The 20,259-nt window shown below is 71.0% G+C and carries 19 protein-coding genes and 2 pseudogenes; 8 read left to right on the top strand and 13 right to left on the bottom strand.

Annotated features, from left to right (window positions below; translation table 11 throughout):
- Nucleotides 1-178: 178 nt before the first annotated feature.
- From ABEA87_RS22410 to ABEA87_RS22395, 4 genes and pseudogenes are all read right to left on the bottom strand, one after another.
- Entirely contained in the window at nucleotides 179-406 is a 228-nt protein-coding gene (locus tag ABEA87_RS22410; RefSeq protein WP_345632489.1) for a phospholipase domain-containing protein, read from the bottom strand.
- A gap of 14 nt (nucleotides 407-420) precedes the next feature.
- Nucleotides 421-651: pseudogene (locus ABEA87_RS22405) on the bottom strand (alkaline phosphatase family protein); the annotation flags it as partial.
- A gap of 288 nt (nucleotides 652-939) precedes the next feature.
- On the bottom strand, nucleotides 940-1,779 hold the full coding sequence (locus tag ABEA87_RS22400; RefSeq protein WP_345632487.1) for a transglutaminase-like domain-containing protein: 840 nt from the start codon (nucleotides 1,777-1,779) through the stop codon (nucleotides 940-942).
- Nucleotides 1,780-1,820: 41 nt separating this feature from the next.
- Entirely contained in the window at nucleotides 1,821-2,705 is an 885-nt protein-coding gene (locus ABEA87_RS22395; RefSeq protein WP_345632485.1) for a hypothetical protein, read from the bottom strand.
- Nucleotides 2,706-3,033: 328 nt separating this feature from the next.
- Here ABEA87_RS22395 and ABEA87_RS22390 point away from each other — a divergent pair, with 328 nt between their 5' ends.
- Nucleotides 3,034-4,560 carry a DHA2 family efflux MFS transporter permease subunit gene (locus tag ABEA87_RS22390; protein ID WP_345632556.1) on the top strand — a complete coding sequence of 509 codons (1,527 nt, stop codon included), beginning with the start codon at nucleotides 3,034-3,036 and terminating at the stop codon, nucleotides 4,558-4,560.
- Here ABEA87_RS22390 and ABEA87_RS22385 read toward each other — a convergent pair.
- The 3 genes from ABEA87_RS22385 to ABEA87_RS22375 form a co-directional block, all read right to left on the bottom strand.
- Nucleotides 4,557-5,894, bottom strand: a complete 1,338-nt coding sequence (locus ABEA87_RS22385; protein WP_345632483.1) for a glycosyltransferase 87 family protein — start codon at nucleotides 5,892-5,894, stop codon at nucleotides 4,557-4,559. The genes ABEA87_RS22390 and ABEA87_RS22385 overlap by 4 nt on opposite strands.
- 289 nt (nucleotides 5,895-6,183) lie before the next feature.
- Entirely contained in the window at nucleotides 6,184-6,879 is a 696-nt protein-coding gene (locus tag ABEA87_RS22380) for an alpha/beta fold hydrolase (protein WP_345632481.1), read from the bottom strand.
- 198 nt (nucleotides 6,880-7,077) lie between these two features.
- The gene (locus ABEA87_RS22375) at nucleotides 7,078-8,568 is read right to left on the bottom strand and encodes an alkaline phosphatase family protein (protein ID WP_345632478.1); all 1,491 of its coding nucleotides are present in this window, start codon (nucleotides 8,566-8,568) and stop codon (nucleotides 7,078-7,080) included.
- Between the two features lie 219 nt (nucleotides 8,569-8,787).
- Here ABEA87_RS22375 and ABEA87_RS22370 point away from each other — a divergent pair, with 219 nt between their 5' ends.
- From ABEA87_RS22370 to ABEA87_RS22360, 3 genes are all read left to right on the top strand, one after another.
- Nucleotides 8,788-9,222, top strand: a complete 435-nt coding sequence (locus ABEA87_RS22370) for a protein-tyrosine phosphatase family protein (RefSeq protein WP_345632476.1) — start codon at nucleotides 8,788-8,790, stop codon at nucleotides 9,220-9,222.
- A gap of 157 nt (nucleotides 9,223-9,379) precedes the next feature.
- Entirely contained in the window at nucleotides 9,380-10,981 is a 1,602-nt protein-coding gene (locus ABEA87_RS22365) for a purple acid phosphatase family protein (protein ID WP_345632474.1), read from the top strand.
- Nucleotides 10,982-11,257: 276 nt separating this feature from the next.
- Complete coding sequence (locus ABEA87_RS22360) at nucleotides 11,258-11,500, top strand: hypothetical protein (RefSeq protein ID WP_345632472.1); 243 nt, start codon at nucleotides 11,258-11,260, stop codon at nucleotides 11,498-11,500.
- Between the two features lie 23 nt (nucleotides 11,501-11,523).
- On the opposite strand, the gene ABEA87_RS22355 is transcribed toward ABEA87_RS22360, so the two are convergent.
- The 3 genes from ABEA87_RS22355 to ABEA87_RS22345 all read right to left on the bottom strand — a co-directional run bounded on the left by ABEA87_RS22355 (nucleotide 11,524) and on the right by ABEA87_RS22345 (nucleotide 13,166).
- A complete protein-coding gene (locus ABEA87_RS22355) occupies nucleotides 11,524-11,817 on the bottom strand; it encodes a hypothetical protein (protein WP_345632470.1) in 294 nt (97 codons plus the stop codon).
- Complete coding sequence (locus ABEA87_RS22350) at nucleotides 11,817-12,179, bottom strand: hypothetical protein (RefSeq protein WP_345632468.1); 363 nt, start codon at nucleotides 12,177-12,179, stop codon at nucleotides 11,817-11,819. Before ABEA87_RS22350 ends, ABEA87_RS22355 begins: the two co-directional genes overlap by 1 nt.
- 138 nt (nucleotides 12,180-12,317) lie before the next feature.
- Entirely contained in the window at nucleotides 12,318-13,166 is an 849-nt protein-coding gene (locus tag ABEA87_RS22345) for a helix-turn-helix transcriptional regulator (RefSeq protein ID WP_345632554.1), read from the bottom strand.
- Nucleotides 13,167-13,259: 93 nt separating this feature from the next.
- Between ABEA87_RS22345 and ABEA87_RS22340 the strand changes: the two genes are divergently transcribed.
- Nucleotides 13,260-13,772 carry a VOC family protein gene (locus ABEA87_RS22340; protein WP_345632466.1) on the top strand — a complete coding sequence of 171 codons (513 nt, stop codon included), beginning with the start codon at nucleotides 13,260-13,262 and terminating at the stop codon, nucleotides 13,770-13,772.
- A 27-nt stretch (nucleotides 13,773-13,799) separates the two neighbouring features.
- On the opposite strand, the gene ABEA87_RS22335 is transcribed toward ABEA87_RS22340, so the two are convergent.
- Nucleotides 13,800-15,428, bottom strand: a complete 1,629-nt coding sequence (locus ABEA87_RS22335; RefSeq protein ID WP_425570936.1) for an ABC-F family ATP-binding cassette domain-containing protein — start codon at nucleotides 15,426-15,428, stop codon at nucleotides 13,800-13,802.
- A gap of 221 nt (nucleotides 15,429-15,649) precedes the next feature.
- Here ABEA87_RS22335 and ABEA87_RS22330 point away from each other — a divergent pair, with 221 nt between their 5' ends.
- Together ABEA87_RS22330 and ABEA87_RS22325 are read left to right on the top strand one after the other, a co-directional pair.
- Nucleotides 15,650-16,891 carry a D-alanyl-D-alanine carboxypeptidase family protein gene (locus tag ABEA87_RS22330; RefSeq protein ID WP_345632462.1) on the top strand — a complete coding sequence of 414 codons (1,242 nt, stop codon included), beginning with the start codon at nucleotides 15,650-15,652 and terminating at the stop codon, nucleotides 16,889-16,891.
- A gap of 12 nt (nucleotides 16,892-16,903) precedes the next feature.
- Nucleotides 16,904-17,110 (top strand): annotated as a pseudogene (locus ABEA87_RS22325) (IS630 family transposase); the annotation flags it as partial.
- Between the two features lie 28 nt (nucleotides 17,111-17,138).
- Here the strand turns inward: ABEA87_RS22325 and ABEA87_RS22320 are convergent.
- Nucleotides 17,139-17,723, bottom strand: a complete 585-nt coding sequence (locus ABEA87_RS22320; protein ID WP_345632460.1) for a hypothetical protein — start codon at nucleotides 17,721-17,723, stop codon at nucleotides 17,139-17,141.
- 602 nt (nucleotides 17,724-18,325) lie between these two features.
- Here ABEA87_RS22320 and ABEA87_RS22315 point away from each other — a divergent pair.
- Nucleotides 18,326-19,591, top strand: a complete 1,266-nt coding sequence (locus ABEA87_RS22315) for an HNH endonuclease signature motif containing protein (protein WP_345632458.1) — start codon at nucleotides 18,326-18,328, stop codon at nucleotides 19,589-19,591.
- 181 nt (nucleotides 19,592-19,772) lie between these two features.
- Here the strand turns inward: ABEA87_RS22315 and ABEA87_RS22310 are convergent, their stop codons facing one another.
- Nucleotides 19,773-20,252 carry a class I SAM-dependent methyltransferase gene (locus ABEA87_RS22310; RefSeq protein ID WP_345632552.1) on the bottom strand — a complete coding sequence of 160 codons (480 nt, stop codon included), beginning with the start codon at nucleotides 20,250-20,252 and terminating at the stop codon, nucleotides 19,773-19,775.
- Nucleotides 20,253-20,259 lie beyond the last annotated feature (7 nt).

Here is a 20,259-nt window from a genome sequence, read left to right as displayed (position 1 = left end):
GATTCCCATTACGGTGCCCGACGGGATCGAGCCCCACTCCGAATACGCGCGGCCGAAAAACATCATCATCCATTTGGCCGCGGATAGGCGCGGGCCCGCGGCGCCGGTGCGTTTCACACCGGCGCCGCGGACGGCGTTCGCGGGATGACGGCTCGGGCGATGAGCGCGCGGCTGTAGCTCAGCCGGTGATGCTGTGCTCGCCGTTCTCCAGGTGCCCGACGTAGCGCCGCGACCAGGAGGCGTCGCCGGCCAGCCCGACCGACAGGTCGTACCAGCCGGGGCCGTGCTGGAGCGGGTCCACCGAGTGCGTGGTGCTGCCGTGCGCCGGCACGTGGTACGTGTGCGGACGGTCCGACGAGTAGTTGTTGGCCGAGACATCCAGCCGTTCATCAGGCCGCCGTACCACGCCCCGTGCTGGTCCTCCCAGGAGTGGCCCAGGCCGGCGCTGGTCTGCGCGACGGTCTCCGGGTCCTCCGACCCCTCCGGCGGCGTGTCGCTCAGATGCCACGGGTACTGGCTCTGGCCCCCGATGGTGGTCGGCTGCCGGAACACCGGGGCGCCGCCGGGCAGCGTGATGGTGGATCGGTCGTCGAAGCCCCGAACTCCCGACAGCGAGCCGAAGTAGTGGTCGAAGCTGCGGTTCTCCTGCATCAGGATCACCACGTGCTTCACGTCGCGGATGTCCCCGTACAGGCAGGGCTTGGACGGCTTGCCGGGCCCGTTGGCCTGCGCGGCGGACGGCAGGACCGCGCCCGCGGCCACGGCACCCGTGACCGCCGCGGCGGCGCCCAGGAACCCCTGCGCGAAAGATCTGACATAGCTAACCTCCGGTAGTTACACCGAGGTCAGAAAATATGGGCACAGGTCGATCCCGAGACAAAGTCGCACTGAACGCCGCCGTAATAGATCATGGTCGGCAAAAGCTCGCGACCCGACCGGTCAGCCCGCGAACGGTGCCGGGACCGCCAGGCGCGGATCGGACCGGTACGCCTCGGCCGCACGGGGCAGCGGACCGCCGGCCGCGCTCACCGCGGCGACCCGGTCGAGCAGGTCCACGTCGGAGCGGTCCAGCTCGTCGTAGTGAGTGGGGATCAATCCCCAGCCGTCCCACGGGAGGGTCTCGATCCCGTTGAGGTTGGCCAGGTCGCGCACGACGCTGCCCTGGATCTCCCACATCCCGGTCAGGCCGGCCGCGCTGGTGCCGATGCGCTCCGGATCCCGCCGTCCCTCGCGGCACGCGAGCCAGGCGTCGCCCGCCACCAGGAACGCGTCGCGTGGCACGTCCATCGGGTCGAAGTCGATCCGATAAGTGTCCTTCGCAGAGGCGATGAGCTGCGCGTCGACCAGCCGCCAACCGATACCGCCACCGTCGCCGTCGTCGTCGTGGACCTCGACCACCCAGTGGTCGTCGAAGAAGCCCTCGGCGAAGTACCCGGCGAAGCCGCAGCGCACCCGCGCCGGCACGCCGGCCTCGCGCAGCATCGCGCACAGCAGCACGGCGAAGTCCCGGCAGGTGCCGGCGAAGCGGTCCCGGGGTGGGCGCCACGACAGGCTGCCGAGGCGGCCAAGGATCGCCTCCAGGTATCGGGTGTTCGCCTCGTCGCGTCGCTCGGCCGGCAGTTCGAAGCCGAACCGCCGGGTCTCGTCGCGGTGCACGATCACTCCCTCGATGACTTCGCCCATGCCGGGAAGGTCGCGGGGGAGGTCGCGCAGCAGCGAGCGCCACGAGCCCGGGTCGGTCACCCGGCTCTGACCGCGGTAAAACTCACGCTCGTCCATCCGGGCAGACTAACCGCCCGGTACGACACTTCGTGGCGCCCTCACGCCCGCAGGTGCTCGGCGTCGGCCGCCAGCCGCCGCGCGACGGCCTCGTCGTCGTCCAGGTCGAACACCGCGGCCAGCGCCGACGCCCAGCCGTGGCAGAACAGCGACCAGCCGTCGTGCACGGTCAGCCGGCCGTCCCCCCGCCGCGCCCGCGCGTGCGCCAGCAGCCGCAGGTCTCCCCGGTAGTTGAGCTCCCAGACCACCGCGCCGTCCGGAAACTGGACGGCCGGGGTGACCGGCGAGCCCGGCCGGTCCTTGCCCAGCCCGGTCGCGTTGACGATCAACGAGCCCGGGCGCGCGGCCTCGATCGTCGCGTCCCACGGGCCCTCGCCACGCACGGCCTCGACCCGGTCGGACCGCAGGGCCTGGCGCAGCCGGACACCGGCGACCGGGTCGACGTCCACGAAGCGCATGAGCTTCGGCTCGCCGTCCGGCCGGGTACTGGTGAGCAGGTGGCGGCCGAGCGCGATGGCGGTTCCGCCGCTGCCCAGGCACAGCAGGTCACCCTCGCGACCCGGCCAGATCCCGTCGACCACCCGGCCGACCGAGACCGGATCACGGGCGAAGCCGGCCAGGCCCGCGCCCCGCCGTCGGATAGCGCTGATCTCGCCGCACGCCACGGCGTGCGGATCGAGGAAGTCGAACAGGTCCGACGCGGCCGCGTACACGGCGACCTTGTGGCTAGTGACCACCGCGCCGACGCAGTCCGGGTCGGCCCGCACGCGCTCGACGACACGCCGGTACTCGCGCGGCGCGGACCCCGGCGGGAGATCGACGCCCACGACTTCGGCGCGCACGCCAAGGGTTCGCGACCAGATCGGGAACGCCCGATGAATAAAGGAGTTCGCGGTGTCGACCCCCACGAACAGCAGGCTCGGCATGCGTCCATCTTGTTCGGGTGGGCGCCGCGCGGGCAAGGGGCCCGCACCGGTGTGGACCGTCGCACCGGCGTGGATCGGCGCATCGCCGCGGTACCCGGCCGAGGCCCGGCCTGACCGCTCGGAGGGTCGCCGACGATACGTTCGGTCCGGTCGCAACGATCGGTCGTGTCGACGACGCCGGTCGCCGCCGGGTGATTCACCGAGTCAACGTAGAATTCAAGGGCTTGTACGACGACTTGTCCCTGCCGACCCGATGGCGAAGTTGCCGCCGCACGACGTTCACCGCCGCCCGACGTTTCCGCCACACGGAGGAGCAATCCGCATGACCATGACGACCGCGCCGGAGGCGACCACCGACAAGCTGGATAGCGGCGTTCTCAAGGTAGCCGGGGTCGTGGTGCTCGGCGCCATCATGGCGATCCTCGACGTGACGGTGGTCAGCGTCGCGCTGCCGACCTTCCAGCGCGAGTTCCACGCCAGCTACGCCACCGTCGCGTGGACCATGACGGCGTACACGCTGGCGTTGGCCACCGTGATTCCGGTGACCGGCTGGGCCGCCGACCGGTTCGGCACCAAGCGCCTCTACCTGACCTCCATCGCGCTGTTCGTCGCCGGCTCGGCGCTGTGCAGCGTCGCGTGGGACATCGGTCCGCTGATCGCGTTCCGGACCGTGCAGGGTCTGGGCGGTGGCATGCTGATGCCGCTCGGCATGACGATCATGACGCGGGCCGCCGGACCCCAGCGGATCGGCCGGGTGATGGCCGTGCTGGGCGTGCCGATGCTGCTCGGACCGATCGGCGGGCCGATCCTGGGCGGGTGGCTGATCCAGGCCGCCAGCTGGCATTGGATCTTCCTGATCAACGTACCGATCGGCGCCGTCGCGTTCATCACCTCGCTGCGGGTGCTGCCCAAGGACCAGCCGCACGTGTCGGAGTCGTTCGACTTCCTCGGCATGCTGCTGCTCTCCCCCGGCCTGGCGCTGCTGCTCTACGGCGTGTCCTCGATCCCGGGCGCCGGCACCGTTGCCGACGCCAAGGTGCTCGTCCCCGCGCTCGTGGGGCTCGCGCTGGTCATCGGCTTCGTCCTGCACGCCCGGCGCAAGGCCCACGCGCTGATCGACCTGCGCCTGTTCGGCAACCGGAACCTCAGCGTCGCGGTCATCACCCTGACCCTGTTCTCGGTGGCCTTCATGGGCGCCATGCTGCTGTTCCCGAGCTACTTCCTGCAGGTACGTGGCGAGGACACGCTCAACGCCGGCCTGCTGCTCGCGCCGCAGGGCATCGGCGCCATGCTCACCATGCCCGCCAGCGGCCGGCTCACCGACCGGATGGGGCCGGGCAAGCTGGTCCTCGGCGGCATAGTGTTGATCGCCGCCGGCATGGCCGTGTTCACGCAGATCACCGCCGACTCGTCGTATGTGCTGCTGCTCGGCGCGCTGTTCGTGATGGGCATGGGCATGGGGATGACCATGATGCCGATCATGTCGGGCGCGCTGGCCAGCCTGGGCGATCAGCAGATCGCACGCGGCTCGACGATGATGAACATCGTTCAGCAGACGGCCGGCTCGATCGGCACCGCCGTCATGTCGGTCGTCCTGACCAACCAGGTCCAGGGCAACCCGGCCGCCACCGTGTACAGCGCCGTCATGCAGGGCACCGTGCCGGCCTCACAGGTCTCCGGTGCCGTCCTGTCGCAGGGGCGGTCATCGCTGGCCAGCGCGTTCGGCAACACGTACATCGTGGCGCTGATCCTCATCGTTCTCTGTATCGTGCCGTCGCTGTTCCTGCCCCGGCGCAAGCTGGAGCGGGCCGAGCAGCCGCAGGACGAGGTCGCCGTACCCGTGGTGATGCACTAGACGCGGCCGTGCCGGGGGGCGGTGCGCGCCGGCGACGCGGGGACCGGTAGGGGCGACCGCCAACCGGGGCGCCCGGCCCGACCCACCCGGGCGTGCCGGGCCGTCGCCGGGATGGCGCGCACCCCGTCCCGCACGGCCAGCACGGCGGCCATGATCACCGGCAGGCACGCCCACCGCTCGACGTCGCCCGCCCAGGTCAGCCCCGGGTACGGGATGGCCACCAGGTAGACGAACATGCCGTAGCAGCCGGCCAGCACGGTGAAGGCCAGGCCCCACGACCACCGCAGCAGGATGAGACAGGGCACCGGCCACACCAGGTACTGCGGCCCGAATCCCGCCGTGACCGCGAGGAACGCCAGCAGTACCGCGGCGGTCAGGGCGACCCCGTCGGCCCACCGTGCCAGCAGCACCGCGCCCATCGCCGCGATCACGATCACGGTGCCGACGCGCTGGAACTCCGCCACGCCGGGTCCGGTGTATCCGGTCCCGGCGAGCCCGAGCAGGTGCAGCATCCCGGACCATCCCCACCAGCCGAACATGGAGCGGTACGAGACGAGCACGCCCAGCGCGGCGCGCATCGAGTCGTGCAGGAACAGCCGCACCGTCAGCAACGCGGCCAGCGGCGCGACCGCCAGCGACGCCAGCAGGCGCCACCACCGCGACACCGGGGTGTCCCGCAGCATGCCCAGCACCAGCAGCACCGGCCAGGTCTTGGTGGCGATGGCGAGCCCGGCGAGCAGGCCGGTGCGGCCGGCCGCTCCGCGACGGGCGAGCAGCAGCGCCCAGGTCCCCATCGCCAGGGCGACCGGCTCGACCTGACCGTGTACCGCGCTGATCAGGATCGCCAGCGGGCACAGCGCGTACAGCAGCGGCGCGCCCGGCGCCCCGGGGGTCCGCGGAAAGCGCGGCCAACCACCACCACCGCGCTGGGCGGAGCGCGACCAGCCACCACCGCCCGCCGTCGGGGCCGGCCGGAATCGGCTCAGCAGCGCGGTGGTGACCAGGTCGGCGGCGATGGGTGCCACCTTCGCGGCCAGCGGCCAGGGCAGCCCGCTGCGCACCTCGCCGGCGAAGACGTACGGCATCACCGGCAGGAAATTCCACTCGTACCTGGGCAGCTGGGTCATCGGATCGCGGCCGGCCAGCACCAGGTTGCCCGCGTCCCGGAAGCACTCGGCGACGTCCTGGGGCGTGTACCCGCTGGCCAGCACCGCCACCACGGCCCTGGCCCCCAGCGCGATCAGCAGCGCCGCCCACAGCGGCACCGTCCAGCCGCGCCGCCAGGCCGCGACGAACAGCACGGAGCAGCCGATGAGCAGGTACGCGAGCTCCACGGTCAGGCGCCCGCCCCGGCCGGCTCTCTCGCGCCAACCCGACCGGAATTCATCTTTCTGGCCATAGTCGGCATATGGCAACGATAGCGGTGAGACCCTCCGGTCAACCGCATTTCGGTCAGAACGGCCGACGCTCTCCCGCGCCGCGACCCCCGCCGCGATCCCGCGCCGCGATCCCGCGCCGCGATCCCGCGCCGCGAGCCCCCCGCGCCACGAGCCCGACCGACGGGCCGCGTGCCGTTCGGGTAACTCAGTGCAGCAACTCAGTGCAGCAACTCAGTGCAGCAACTCAGTACCAGGCGAACAGCGCGTCCAGGAACTGCCGCCGCCCGTCGCGCAGGAGGAACCCGTGGCCGCCCGGAAACGTACGCAGGATGGAGCCCGCCAGGCCGGCGTGCAACTCCTCGGCCAGCCCCACCGGCATGCTGCGGTCGTCGATCCCGTGCAGGATCAACGCGGGTACCCCGATCTCACCGAGCCGGCCGCTCGCGTCATAGGCGGTCGAGGCCGCCACCTGGCGGCGGAACGCGTACGACGGCTGCGGGTACGGGCCGCCGCTCACCGGCAGGGCCGGCGCCAGGAGCATCTTCACCCAACGGCGCAGCGAGCGCACCACCCGCGCACCGGACGACGCCAGGATCAGCCGGTCGACCAGGTCCGGCTCGGCCAGGGCGAGCGCCAGCGCGATCCGGCCGCCCAGCGAGATGCCCAGCACCGCGGCGTGCGACAGGCCGACCGCCCGCATGAGCCCGGCGGTGTCGGCGGCCATCCGCTCCACCGAGTACGGCGCGTCCGGCTTGTCGGTGCGCCCGGCACCCCGGTTGTCGAACGCCAGCACCCGGTACCGGGCGGCCAGGTCGTCGATCAGCGAAGCGATCACGGAGATGTCCAGCCCCAGCCCGCAAATGAGCACCAGGGGCGGGGAGTCGTCGGATCCGTGCCACTCGTAGTACACGCACAGCTCATCGACAGTCACCGTGGGCATGTATCGCAGTATGCCCGCCCGGGCACCGTGCCGCAGTTGCCCGCTCGGGCACCGTGCCGCCGTGTGCCCGGCTGCCGTGTGCCCGGCCCTGGGCACCGTGCCGCCGTGTGCCCGGCTGCCGTATGCCCGGCCCTGGGCACCGGGAGCGGGGTCGGCGAAGGCTCGTGGCCTCCGCCGACCCCGCCCGGTCGGCCGCGGTTAGCGGGCCTGCTTGCGCTTGCCAGGCTCCTGCTTCGGCACCACCTGGTTGCTGGTGGGCTGTACCGGCAGCGGGAACTGCGACGCCTCGTACTGGGCGAGGTTGAAGTCCCGGTTGGTGTCCGGCAGGCCCGGGTAGTCGTGGGCCTTGCCGAAGTTGAACGCCGAGGTCAGGTCGCCCATGTGGGTGCGGCGCCACTGGCTGATGTTGGTCGCCTCCACACCGGTGATCCGCTCCAGGAACCTCAGGTTCGAGGTGTGGTCGAACACCTCGGAGGCCACGTAGCCACCGACGGTCCAGGGCGAGACGATGATGCACGGCACCCGCAGACCGGGGCCGACGGGCAGGCCGTTGCCGGCCACGCCGGTCGCCGAGTTCTTGGTGACGAACTCGTCCGGGGTGCCGGCCGGCGGGATAGGCGGCGCGACGTGGTCGAACAGGCCATCGTTCTCGTCGTACATCAGGATGAACACGGTCTTGGCCCACACGTCGGGGTTGGCCGCGATAGCGTCGATCTTGCTGGCGATGTACTGCGCGCCGGCCGCGGGCATCCGCGCCGGGTGCTCGTCGTTGGCCACCGGCGGCATCAGCCAGCTCACGGTGGGCAGCTTGTCGTTGAGCGCGTCGTACTCGAACTGGCCGGTCTCCACCGGGGCGAGCCCGTTGATGTACAGCGGCGAGGAGGTGTCCTTGGCCGCGTCCTGGTACGCCTTCATGTTCGCGATCAGCGCGAGGCCGGTGTTGCCCACGGTCTCGTGGTAGAACTTCCAGCTCACCCCGGCGGCCTGCAGCTGCTCGGCGTAGGTGGGCCAGGTGTACGCGCCCTTCGCCTCGCCGTTGTCCAGCGCCGGCCCGCCGTGCTCACCGTTCGGGTCGATGGTGCCGGTCATGTACATGTACCGGTTGGGGTGCGTGGGGCCGAGCACGCTGCAGTGGTAGTTGTCGCAGATCGTGAAGGCATCGGCCAGCGCGTAGTGGAACGGGAGGTCGGCGCGGGTGAAGTAGCCCATCGTGTACCGGCCGTTGACGGCGCCGTTGGAGGCGACCCGGGCGGGCACGAAGTTGTCCATCTTGCCGTTGTTCCACGCGTTGTGCTGCACGTCCCAGGCGTGGCTGAGCGACGGGATGGTCTGCGCCGCGCTGACGTGCGAGTCCAGGTGGTACGGCAGCAGGTAGCCGTCCGGGTTCGAAGGGTCGGGCTGGAAGAACACCGACTTGCCGTTCGAGATCCTCATGGCGTCCGGGTCGCTGAACCCGCGCACTCCGGAGAGGCTGCCGAAGTAGTGGTCGAAGCTGCGGTTCTCCTGCATGAGCAGGACCACGTGCTCGATGTCCTCGATGCGGCCCTTCTTGCCCTGAGGGGCCGCCGCGAGGGCCTTGCGGACGTTGACCGGGAGCGCCAGCGAGGCGGCAGCCGCCCCGGCGACCGTCGCGCCGCCGCGCAGCAGGCGCCGGCGGGTCGTTCCGGAGTTCATTGGTGCGTCAGTCATGCGATTCCTTACTGTCGTGGCACGGACGCAGTCGCGTCCCGCACGCACCCATGCTCGCCGCGCCGCCTGACTGGCCCCCACCATGCGACTGACACGTCGCCGAACACTCCTCGATCATTGGGTGGACGACAGGCAACGTCGTCCGGCACGCCGAGTTGTGCGATCCAGAGATGGATTTGGGTGTGCGAACCGTGTGCGCGAACCTCTAGGCTCGGGGCGATGAGCGTGTCCTGGGAGCCCACGGCGGCGGGCGTGCTGCGCCTGCCCTCGGGCCGGTTGGTGCGGGGTCGGGGCCTGCTCCGGCCCGTCCCGGACGGACCACCGCCCACCTTCGGGCTCTACCTGCTGGGGCAGGAGCCGCCGGCGATGTCCTGGCCGACCCGCTGGCTGCGTTGGCCGGACTTCTGGCTGCCCACCGACCGCGAAGATGCCCGGGCGGCCCTGCGCGAGGTGTGGGAGCGCGCCGACTCCGAACGCGTCGAGGTAGCCTGCGCCGGCGGCCGCGGGCGCACCGGTACGGCGCTTGCCTGCCTCGCCGTGCTGGACGGGGTGCCGAACCAGGAGGCGGTCGGCTACGTGCGGAAACACTACGCGCCCCGCGCCGTGGAGACCCTGTGGCAGCGCCGCTTCGTGGCCCGCTTCTCGACCGGCTGAATCGCTCCTCGACCGGCTGAACGGCCTCTCGACCGGCTGAGCGGCTTCTCGGCTGACTGATCGACGGTTCGTTGTGCCTGATGTTCGCCTCGGGCGCAACGAGCCGTTCATGCGCCGTATCGCATGTGTAAAGCCCACGCTCTTACCGTCTTCGACCATGCACGAGGACGAGAACAAGCATGTACTGAGCCGGCGGTCGGCATTGATCGCCCTGGGTACCACTGGTGCCGCGGCCACCGGGGCCGCTCTGCTGGGCGGCACGGCGGCCGAGGCCGCCCCCACCTCACCCTCACCGCTGCTGCTGTCCCGCCCCGAGAAGCTCGGCGCGCCGCCGATCGAAGGCCTCCACCTCACGTTCGGCGCGGACCCGAGCAGCCAGATGGTCGTCTCCTGGACCACTGAGTCGTCGGTCTCCCACCCGCGGGTCAGCTACGGCACCATGGAGGGCGGCTTCGGCCACACCATCCAGGCCGAGACGCGCACCTACGTCGACGGGCTGTCCGGCAAGACGGTGTACTCCCACCACGCGACCCTGGCCGGGCTGCGCCCGAACACCTACTACACGTACGCCGCGATGCACGACGGCGGGCGGCCCGATGCCGGTACGTTCGGCACCTCGCCGCGCGGCCGCGCCGCGTTCACCTTCACCAGCTTCGGCGACCAGGCCGTGCCGCAGGTGACCTGGCAGCCGGACGGCAAGGGCGGCTACACCGTCGCGCTCAACGCCAACAACACTCCGGCCAACGCCGACATCGTGACCGGCATCGAGCAGGTGGACCCGCTGTTCCACCTGGTCAACGGCGACCTGTGCTACGCCAACCTCGACCCCGACCGGGTGCGCACCTGGAACGGGTTCTTCGCCAACAACACCCGCTCGGCCCGGTACCGGGCGTGGATGCCGGCGGCCGGCAACCACGAGGACGAGAAGGGCAACGGCCCGATCGGGTACGGCGCCTACCAGACCTACTTCAAGCTGCCCTCGAGCGGCAGCGACAAGGAACTGGCCGGCCTCTGGTACGCGTTCACCGCCGGCTCGGTGCGCGTGGTCGTGCTGCAGAACGACGACGTCGCGCTGCAGGACGGCGGCGACAACTACGTGTTCGGCTACTCCGGCGGCGCCCAGCGCAAGTGGCTGGAGAAGGAGCTGGCCACCTCGCGGGCGTCCAAGGACATCGACTGGATCGTCGTCTGCATGCACCAGGTGATGATCAGCTCGTCCGACGCCAACGGCGCCGACCTCGGCATCCGCGAGCAGTGGGGGCCGCTGTTCGACAAGTACGAGGTGGACCTCGTACTGTGCGGCCACGAGCACGACTACGAGCGGTCGCTGCCAGTGCGCGGCGTGGTGTCGGGCAGCGAGACGCTGACCCCGAGGCCGGTGTCCACCAACACCTCGGTGGTCGACTCCAGCAAGGGCACGACCCACATGGTGCTCGGCGGCGGCGGCGTGAGCGGGACGACCAACGGCAGCTTCTTCGCGCCGGGCAAGGCGAAGGTCATCACCGCGGTGACCCCGCCGCCCACCGCGGGCGCCAAGCACGGGTCGGTGTACGTCTTCGAGGACACCCCGTGGCAGGGCGTGCGCGACATCGAGCACCCGTACGGGTTCGCCGCGTTCATGGTGGACCCGGGCAAGGGGCCGGGCTCGACCACGAGCATCTATGTCACGTACTACAACGTGACCATCCCGACCGGCGAGATCGTTCCGCTGGAAACGTTCACCCTGCAGCGCAAGCGCTCGGACGGCGGCCACCGCTGAGCCACACCCGCAAGCCACTTCCCTTCGGCCCGTAAGGGTCGCCCCGCCACGGCCGTCGCGCATGCCGCCCGGCCGTGGCGGGGCAGTCGCGCAACGCGCCCGGCCGACGGTTCACCACCCGGCGTTCGAGCGACTCACCTGATCAGAACCAACGCCGGGATTTCAGGGGCAACGGAGACGAACCCAACGTGGCGAGCTCTCGTTTTCCACGCCGCGACTGGGCATCGCGACAACAGGAGGGACCGGCCTCCAGATGAGACTTGCGACGACAGCCAGGTGACCATCAACGCGCCCGACGGGGGCACGCGGGTGCTCCTCGGCGACATCGAAGGGCCGAACTCGGTGGCCGGTCGCCGCTCCGAGGCGCTCGTCGAGTTCACCGACCCGCGGTTCGACGGCGCCACGAGCACGCTGACGTACCCGCTTCCCGCGTGCGGAAACATCTGCGGCGAGGTGTGCTCGATGAAAGGCAACACAAAGATCGGCTGCAGCACGTGGCGCGCCGAAAACCTCACGTGACCGGCTGAGCCGGCGGTTGCGCGTCAGCCGAACGCGACGCGGCCGGACCCGGTGGTGACGATGGTCTGCGACAGGTACGCGCTCTGCTCGCTGCAGGCGCCGGGCCGGTAGACCTCGTCGAGGGTGATGGTGAGGTGGAAGCTCCCCCTGATCCCCCGGTACGCACCGGTTCCCGAGCCCGCCACGACCGGTACGGCGCCGCTCACGCTCGTCGTGCCGGAGCAGGTCGTGGTGTTGATCCGAAGGTCGGCCAGGGTGGCGACGAACTCCTTGTCGAGCCCCGCGATGTCCAGCCGGAACGTGCCGTGGGCGAGCATCAGGGCGAGTTGGCCGCCGTGTTCCGGGTCGGCGAGCCGTCGGGGTTGACGCTCTCCGCCTTGCCGTAGTCGCCGACAGCGCCGGCGAGGATCACGGTGGACGTGGGGCCGTCGTCGTCGGTGTAGTCGGTCAGGTGGACGTTGCCGCCGGCGGTCAGGGCCGCCGCGGACGTCGTACCGCCGGCCGTCGAGGTGCTGGCCGTCGAGGTGCTGGCCGTCGAGGTGCTGGCCGTCGAGGTGCTGGCCGTGGCGGCGCCGCCATGGGCCGGGCGCCTCGTGGGGGCCGAGGAGCAGCCGGCCGCCAACGCGAGGCCGGCCACCGCGACGACCGGCAGCAGGTACGACCGTGGGTGAGGGCGCATGGCATCCAGTCTCGGGGGGTCGGCCCGACCGACCCATCGGGAAGTCCATCCAGAAAACCCTGATCGTCGCGCCGCGCGAATCCGGGTTTTCCCCGAGCGAAGTCAGCCCGGCCGTCAGCCCGGCCGTCAGCTCAGCCGTCAGCTTGGCTCGGCTGGGGATGCCCCCTGCCGGTAGGCGCTGAGGGTGAATCCGAGCACCGACCTGAACTCGTTGGCGAGGTGGGCGTGGTCGGCGTAGCCGAGGTCGGCGGCGACCGCCGCCAGGCTCGTGTCCTGGCCGGTACGGAGGCGCTCGGCGGCCTCCTGGAGCCGGCGCCGGCGGATCATGGCCAGCGGCGGCAACCCGACGTAGCGGCGGGCGAGCCGCTGGAGCGTCCGGACCGACACGCCCAGGCGCGCGGCCGCGTCCTCGACCCGCCGCACCGCCGGGTCAGAGTCGATCAGGTCCGCCATCGAGTTCGCCAGCAGGGCCTCCGGCGTCGGGGCGGGAAAGGCACCGGCCAGCCAGTCCGTGAACGCCTCGACGGCGAGGTGGCGCCGCGCCGCCCGGTCGGAGGATCCGTTCATCACGCCGGACACCAGTTCACGCAGGGCGGGCAGGTCGACCGTCCGGTAGGCGTCGCGCAGGGCCGCGGGGTCCTCGGTGAACAGCGGAACCGCGGCCGGCCGCAGCAGGGCCCCGACCGCCCAACCGGTGCCGGTCAGGTCGCGGTACGAGACGCGGGTCGTGGGGCCGGCGAGCCCGACCCGGCCCGACTCAACGACCGAACCCGATTCAGCGACCGGGCCCGACTCAGCGACCGGACCCGACTCGACGACCGGGCCCGACTCGACGACCAGGTTGGAGGCGGGGAAGGCGATCACCTGCTGCCTCGACGACCGCCCCGGGGCGATCCGCCACTCCGGGATCCAGAACCACCGCACCAGCCCAGCCACCCGATCGGGTGCCGGGAGCCGGTGGAACTCCGGTAGACGCGCGGGATACAGGACCCCGCGGTGCACCGTGCTCACGGCCCCAGGCTACAGAGTGTCGCGAATCTTCAAGCCCCGGGGCGCGCCCGGCTCCTAGCATCACTTCTCATGAGCGACACGATCAAGGCCGCCGACGGCGAGCACACCACGAACGGCACGCCCCACGGAGTCACGAGCCTGACTCCGTTTCTGGCCATCCCCGACGCTCGCGGAGCGATCGATTTCTACCGCGACGTGTTCGGGGCGCGCGTGGTGGATGTTACCGAGATGGGCGGTACCGTCGCGCACGCCGTGCTCGACTTCGGCAACGGCCTGCTGCAGCTCGGGGAGCCGATGCCCGCCTACGGCCTCGTACCCGGGCCGGAGGGGGACAACGACTGTTACTCCCTGGGGCTCTACTGCCCCGACGCCGATGCCACGACCGCGCGCGCGGAGGCCGCCGGAGCCACCATCCGGGAGGCACCGTCCACCTTCGTGTCCGGGGACCGGTTCGCGAGCATCCGCGACCCGTTCGGGGTGCGCTGGTCGATCATGACGCGGGTGGAGGATCTCTCCGAGGAGGAGAGCGCCCGGCGGGTCGCCGAGTGGGCCGAGCAGCAGAACGCACAGTCCGCCGGCTGAGTCGGTCGGCGTCGGTGCTGGACCGTGCTACCCGTCCGCGCTGACCTTGCCCGCCTCGACGTGTACCCGGCGGTTGACGCGTACCGCGTCGAGCATCCGGCGATCGTGCGTGACCAGCAGCAGCGTGCCCGGGTAGCCGTCCAGCGCCGATTCCAGCTGCTCGATCGCCGGCAGGTCGAGGTGGTTGGTCGGCTCGTCGAGTACCAGCAGGTTGACCCCGCGGGCTTGGAGCAGGGCGAGCGCGGAGCGGGTCCGCTCCCCCGGCGACAGCGTGGCGGCCGGACGCAGCACGTGGTCGGCGCGCAGCCCGAACTTGGCCAGCAGCGTGCGGGCCTCCTCGGGGGCCCAGTCACCGACCGCGGCCCGGAACGCGTCCAGCAGCGGCTCGTCGCCCAGCAGCTGGCCGCGGGCCTGATCGACCTCGCCGACCACGACGCCGGCGCCGAGGGTGGCCGTACCTGAGGTGACCGGGATCCGGCCCAGCAGCGCGCCGAGCAGCGTGGTCTTGCCCGCGCCGTTCGGTCCGGTGATCGCTACCCGGTCGGCCCAGTCGACCTGCAGGTCAACCGGGCCGAGGGTGAAGTCGCCCCGCTGGACCACGGCCGCGCGCAGGGCCGCGACGACCGCGCCGGACCGGGGCGCGGCGGCGATCTCCATCCGCAGCTGCCACTCCTTGCGCGGCTCATCGATCACCTCCAGCCGCTCGATGAGCCGCTCGGTCTGCCGTGCCTTGGCCGCCTGCTTCTCGGTTGACTCGGCCCGGAACTTCCGGCCGACCTTGTCGTGGTCGGTGGCCTTGCGGCGCGCGTTGCGCACCCCCTGCTCCATCCAGTTGCGCTGGGTGCGGGCCCGGGCCTCCAGGTCGGTCTTGGTCTGCGCGTACTGCTCGTAGTCGGCGCGGGCGTGCCGGCGGGCCACCTCGCGCTCCTCCAGATAGGACTCGTACCCGCCGCCGTAGTGCCGGACCTGGTGCTGCGCCCGGTCCAGTTCCAACACCCGGTTGACCGTACGGGTGAGGAACTCGCGGTCGTGGCTGACCACGACGGTACCGGCGCGCAGGCCGGTGACGAACGACTCCAGCCGGGCCAGCCCGTCCAGGTCGAGGTCGTTGGTGGGCTCGTCGAGCAGGAAAATGTCGTAGCGGGACAGCAGCAGCGCGGCCAGCCCGGCCCGGGCGGCCTGGCCGCCGGACATGCCGGCCATCGGGTGCTCCAGCGCGACGCCGAGCCCGAGCTCCGCGGCCACCGCCCCGGCCCGCGCCTCCAGGTCCGCCCCGCCCAGGTCGAGCCAGCGCTCCAGGGCGGCCGAGTACGCGTCGTCCGAGCCCGGCTCGGCGGCGCTCAGCGCGACGGTGGCGGCGTCCAGGGCGGCCTGGGCGGCGGCGACCCCGGTGCGCCGGGCCAGGTACCCGGCGAGGGTCTCGCCCGGGCGCGGCTCGGGCTCCTGCGGCAGGTACCCGACGGTGGCCGTGGGCGGGTTGAGCGCGATGGCGCCGGACTCCGGGGCATGGCCGCCGGCCAGGGTGCGCAGCAGTGTGGACTTCCCCGCGCCGTTGGACCCGACCAGGCCGATGACGTCGCCAGGGGCGATCACCAGGTCCAGCCCGCCGAACAGCTCCTCCTCGCCGTACCCCGCGGCCAGTCCCTTAATGATCATCGTCCCAGTCACGCGAACGATGGTAGCCGCGCGCCCACGCCGGGAACGCGCCCCGGCCGGGGCGGACCATCACCCGATCGGGTTTCTTCATCCGTTTACTACGCAAATGCCCGAATCAAGGTGATATGACGTTAGCCGGTCCGCGATCGGGGTAAGCGTGCGGAGAGCCGCGCTCCCGTGCCGCGGCTTCGCTTTCCACGATCGCGCTGCGGGGGTTCGAGTTGACCAAGACCGTTGAGCCGGCGGCCGAGGCGCGGCCGGTTCGTCGTTGGAAACTGTGGCTACTCGCCGTCGCGCTGGTCGTGGTCGGCGGTGGGGGCGGCTTCGTCGCGCTGCGGCTGGCCACCCCGATGCCGGCGCCACGCATCGTCCAGGCGGTACCCCAGATGTACGTGATCCCGGGTACCCCGCCGGTGCTGCCGTGGCCGGGCGCCGGGCAGGCGGTGCTGCAGGTCGAGGGGCTCGGCGCGCTGGGCTCCTCCGGCGGGACCAAGCCGGTACCGATCGCCAGCGTCACCAAGGTGATGACCGCGTACCTGGTCCTGAAGGACCATCCGCTGCGCACCAACGAGGACGGCCCCAAGCTGACCGTGTCGGCCGACGAGGCGGCCGCGTACCCGGATCAGTTGGCCAAGGGCATGTCGCTGGTACAGGTCAACGCCGGCGAGATGCTCACCGAACGGCAGGCGCTCACGGCCCTGCTGCTGCCCTCCGCCAACAACATGGCCTACATCCTGGCCCGCTGGGACGCCGGCGACCAGGCCACCTTCGTGGCGAAAATGAACCAGACCGCCAAGCAACTGCGGATGGACCACACCCACTACACCGACCCGTCCGGGTTCCTCGACAGCACCGTGAGCACGGCCGCCGACCAGGTGGCGCTGGCCCGCGCGGCGATGGCGCTGCCCGCACTGGCCCAGATCGTGGCGATGCCGCAGGCCACCGTCCCGGTCGCCGGCCTGGTGAAAAACGTCAATACACTGCTGGGCCAGGACGGCATCGTCGGCGTCAAGACCGGCAACACCGATCAGGCCGGCGGCTGCCTCGTGTTCGCGGCCGACACGGTGGTGGACGGGCACCGGCTACGGGTCTACGGTGCCGTACTCGGTTCCGGCCCGCAGCTAGACGACGCCTTCGCGGCCAGCAGCCGCCTGCTGCAGGTGGGGCTCGGCGTGCTGAAGCAGTACCGGGCGGTGCGCGCCGGCCAGTTGGTAGCGACCGTACAAGGGCCGCTGGGTAGCAGTACCACCCTCGTGGCGGCCAAGGACCTGGACGTGATCGGCTGGCCCGGCCTGAGCTACCGGCTGGACACCAAGGCCACGGTGCCGGACCGCATCGCCGCCGCGGTGGGCGTCGGCAAGCTGAGGCTGACCACCTCGGACACGGCCGTCACCACGGACGTGCAGACAACCGGCGCGTTGATACCACCCACCTGGTGGCAGCGGATGACCCGCCGCGGCTAGCCTCGGCCTTGTGGCGCGCTGCGCATGTTCACCGTCGCTGGCTCGAACCGACTCAACCACCCAGCAGCCTCCACCAATGCCATCCACGCGTACCTGCGCTGGCGCAACGCCAACGCCCGCCACCCCGACGTCCTCACCGCGCAACGCCGCGAACGCGCCCGCATCCGCTCAGAACGCCAACGACGATGGGGCCAAGCCGCGACCCGGACTGCGGCCTGACCCCACACCGCCAACGTTCGTGGTCAAACTAGTCGATCGTGGCGGGGATGAGCAGCCATCGGGCGAAGCAGCCGACGTGGTCGAGTTCGGTGTACGAACGTGAGCGTAGCCGGTAGCGGGGACTGGATGCCGACAGAAGGAGGCCGGTGTCCAGCTCCGGGGACGGCCAGCCATGCTCGGCCGGTATCGGGCCGGGCCGGGGCGCGATCAGCTCCATCGAGTTCTCGCCCACCCCATCACAGGCGGAACTGAACAGCGCGATCTCGCCGCTGGGAACACCGAGGTCGCCGTCGAGATCGTCGGCGTCGATGGGATAGGACAGGGCCGCGGTGACGGCGGTGCGGTAATCGGGGCCGCCGGCCTGGATTACCGCGATGCGGCCGTCGGCTGCGGTGAACACTTCCATCCAACTGTCGTCGCGGACCACCCCGTCGCCGAGGAGGGCCGCGGTAGCGGAGCCGACGGAGATGCTCGTCTGCTCCGCTGATAAGGCAACGATCAGCTGCTCGTACACCTCGTCGTCGGAGCCATGCCAATGCCGGCGAAGATCGCTGTCGACGGCCAGGTAAGGCTCGCCGTTGGTCCACAGCCGGCCGATATGCAACCACGACATGGACAACATCCAACCAGGTCACAGCGAGGGCCGCGCGGCCCTACCCCGCCCTGATCTGGCCCGCCGGAGATCAGCCAATGCCACGACCTGGGGCCAGAACTCATTCCATGGCCACCGCGCGAAGATCGGGCGATCACCGGCACGCTGTTGCCGCCGGCCGAGGCCAGGACCACGATCGCCCGGCGCAGCCTGATCGCCGAGCCGGTTCCCCTTCGAATAATCCGCAGCAACTGCTGACCCTCCTGGTCATTCAGCCGCCGTACACTCACGGGCTCTGCCATCCGCACAGCCTGCGACAACCCACGCCACCCGACCCGCAGGTCGGACGGCGTGTCATCCAACACCGTGAACGTTGGTGGTCAGAGCACTAGCCCGGCGTATTCGTTCACCGTCACGTTGACCTCCGGCCGGCGGGTCCGCGCCGGCCAGGCGCTGAAATGGTTGCCACCATAGGCTTGGACCCTGAAGTCGGCAAGGACCAGTTCGGCCTGGACCACGGCTCAGTGCGGCTGCCGTACTAGCCGTTCACCATTCGCAGAATCGTCGATCCGTTGCGGTCGCGCGTCCCGAGAACTGTCGTACCCCATCGGTAGCGTTGGTTCGTGGACGGGGATCCGTTGATCGAGCTGGAGCACGCGGTGCGGTCGCTCGCGCACGCGTCGGTCTGGGCTCAGTCCCCGCAGGTGTTGATTGACTGTTTGGATCAGGCGTATGCGTTAGCGTCGCGGTTGGACGCGGTGCGGTTGGGCCTGATTCGGGAGATCGATGGGCGGGACCTTGCCCGGCGGCAGGGTGCCACGACGACGACCGCGTGGTTGCGTGACCGGTACCGGTTGTCCGGGGGTACGGCGGCGCGTCAGGTGAGGCTCGCTGCGGCGTTGCACGGCGGGTTGCCGAAGACGGTGGAGGCGATGGCCGCCGGCACGGTCAATCTTGAGCAGGCGCAGGTGATCGCGGCCGCTGTCCCGACTCTTCCCGCCGGGGTCCGCACCCAGGGGGAAGCGTTTCTGGTTGGGCAGTGTGCGGTGTTCGGGCCCAGGGAGTTGGGTCGGCTGACCAGCCGACTGCTGGACGTGGTCGCCCCCGAGGTCGCCGAGAAGCAAGCCGCGCAACAGTTAGCCAAGGACGAGGACCGTGCCCACGCCGACCGGTGCCTGTACCTGACCGACGTGCCGGGCCAGGCGAGGGTGCGGCTGACCGGGTGGCTGGACCAGGAGTCCGCCGCCGTGGTCCGGGCCGCGATCGACCCGCTGTGCGCACCCAGACCGGTTGATGAGGCGGGGTTGCGTAGCCCGCAGCAGCGACGCGCGGACGCCCTGGTGGAGGTATGCCGACTCGCCCTGGCCGGCGGGGAGTTGCCCGACAACGGTGGGGATCGGCCGCAGGTGACCGTCACCGTCGACCTGGACACCCTCCGTGGGCAGATCGGCGCCGCCACCCTGGACGACGGCACCGTGCTCAGCCCGGCCGCCGCCCGCCGCCTGGCCTGCGATGCCCGGATCGTGCCCGCCGTGCTGGGCAGCACGGGTCAGGTCCTGGACCTCGGTCGGGAGCGGCGCCTGTTCACCGGCCCGACCCGCCGCGCCCTGGTGCTCCGCGACCGAGGCTGCGCGTTTCCGGGCTGTGATCGCCCACCGAGGTGGTGCGACGGGCACCACCTCGTCAGCTGGCTGGATGACGGCCCCACCAGCCTCGACAACGGGGTCCTGCTGTGCGCACACCACCACCGAGTGATCCACCAGGGCGACTGGCAGGTCAAAATCGCCTCCGACGGGCTGCCCGATTTCATCCCACCCCGATACCTTGACCCCGACCAGCAACCCCGCCGCAACATCTACCACCGCAACATCTATCACCGCAGGCAATGACACCCACGAGCGCAACCATTCACCGCGGACGCGGGCCGGCCGGGCGCCGACTCGCCGCTGGCGGCACACCGCTGGCGGCACACCGCTGGCAGCACGCCAGCGTCTCGTCGCGGGTCGTCACGGCGGCGGTCGATCACGCAACCCATGGTCGAGCCGCGCGGGACCGCTTGACGGTCGCGGCCTACCTCCACCTGATTGTCGCGAGCCAGGCCGGCGCGCCGCCGTCGTGGATCAGCGTCTGAATCCGGTCCGGTTCGATAGCGACGACGTCCCAGCCGGCATCCGGGTTGAACGCCGTGGTCAGCTCTTTCCGGCTCACGGGATGCGGGCCGGTTCCGGCGCCCTCGTCGCTGAAGCACAGCACATGCAGGGTCCCATCGTGCTCCGTCACCGACGCCAGGCCGGCCACGTACCGTGGTCGCTCCTCGCCGTCAAAGGTATGGATCAGCCCGCAGTCCAGTACCACCGTCTGGAATCTGCGCCCGAGACTTCCCAGCCGTAACGCGTCGGCCTCGATGAACTCGGCGGCGAGCCCGCGCTCCTCGGCCCTCGCCCGGGCCATGGCCAGCGCCGTGGCGGCCACGTCGAATCCCAACACCGGCAATTCGAGCGAGGCGACGTGAAGCGCGTTCTCGCCGTTCCCGCAGCCCGCGTCGAGCAGGCGCTTC

The organism is Rugosimonospora acidiphila (assembly GCF_039543385.1).
Taxonomy (GTDB): Bacteria; Actinomycetota; Actinomycetes; order Mycobacteriales; family Micromonosporaceae; genus Rugosimonospora; species Rugosimonospora acidiphila.
The sequence above is the reverse complement of the archived record's forward strand: the minus strand, read 5'-3'. Positions and strand labels throughout refer to the sequence as shown.

Excerpts from the sequence above, each read along its gene's own strand:
- ABEA87_RS22370 (WP_345632476.1), top strand. The coding sequence starts at position 8,788 with ATGAGCGTGTCCTGGGAGCCCACGGCGGCGGGCGTGCTGCGCCTGCCC.
- ABEA87_RS22350 (WP_345632468.1), bottom strand. The coding sequence starts at position 12,179 with ATGCGCCCTCACCCACGGTCGTACCTGCTGCCGGTCGTCGCGGTGGCC.
- ABEA87_RS22400 (WP_345632487.1), bottom strand. The coding sequence starts at position 1,779 with ATGGACGAGCGTGAGTTTTACCGCGGTCAGAGCCGGGTGACCGACCCG.
- ABEA87_RS22375 (WP_345632478.1), bottom strand. The coding sequence starts at position 8,568 with ATGACTGACGCACCAATGAACTCCGGAACGACCCGCCGGCGCCTGCTG.
- ABEA87_RS22390 (WP_345632556.1), top strand. The coding sequence starts at position 3,034 with ATGACGACCGCGCCGGAGGCGACCACCGACAAGCTGGATAGCGGCGTT.
- ABEA87_RS22320 (WP_345632460.1), bottom strand. The coding sequence starts at position 17,723 with ATGTCGTGGTTGCATATCGGCCGGCTGTGGACCAACGGCGAGCCTTAC.
- ABEA87_RS22380 (WP_345632481.1), bottom strand. The coding sequence starts at position 6,879 with ATGCCCACGGTGACTGTCGATGAGCTGTGCGTGTACTACGAGTGGCAC.
- ABEA87_RS22340 (WP_345632466.1), top strand. The coding sequence starts at position 13,260 with ATGAGCGACACGATCAAGGCCGCCGACGGCGAGCACACCACGAACGGC.
- ABEA87_RS22365 (WP_345632474.1), top strand. The coding sequence starts at position 9,380 with ATGCACGAGGACGAGAACAAGCATGTACTGAGCCGGCGGTCGGCATTG.
- ABEA87_RS22355 (WP_345632470.1), bottom strand. The coding sequence starts at position 11,817 with ATGCTCGCCCACGGCACGTTCCGGCTGGACATCGCGGGGCTCGACAAG.
- ABEA87_RS22395 (WP_345632485.1), bottom strand. The coding sequence starts at position 2,705 with ATGCCGAGCCTGCTGTTCGTGGGGGTCGACACCGCGAACTCCTTTATT.
- ABEA87_RS22335 (WP_425570936.1), bottom strand. The coding sequence starts at position 15,428 with ATGATCATTAAGGGACTGGCCGCGGGGTACGGCGAGGAGGAGCTGTTC.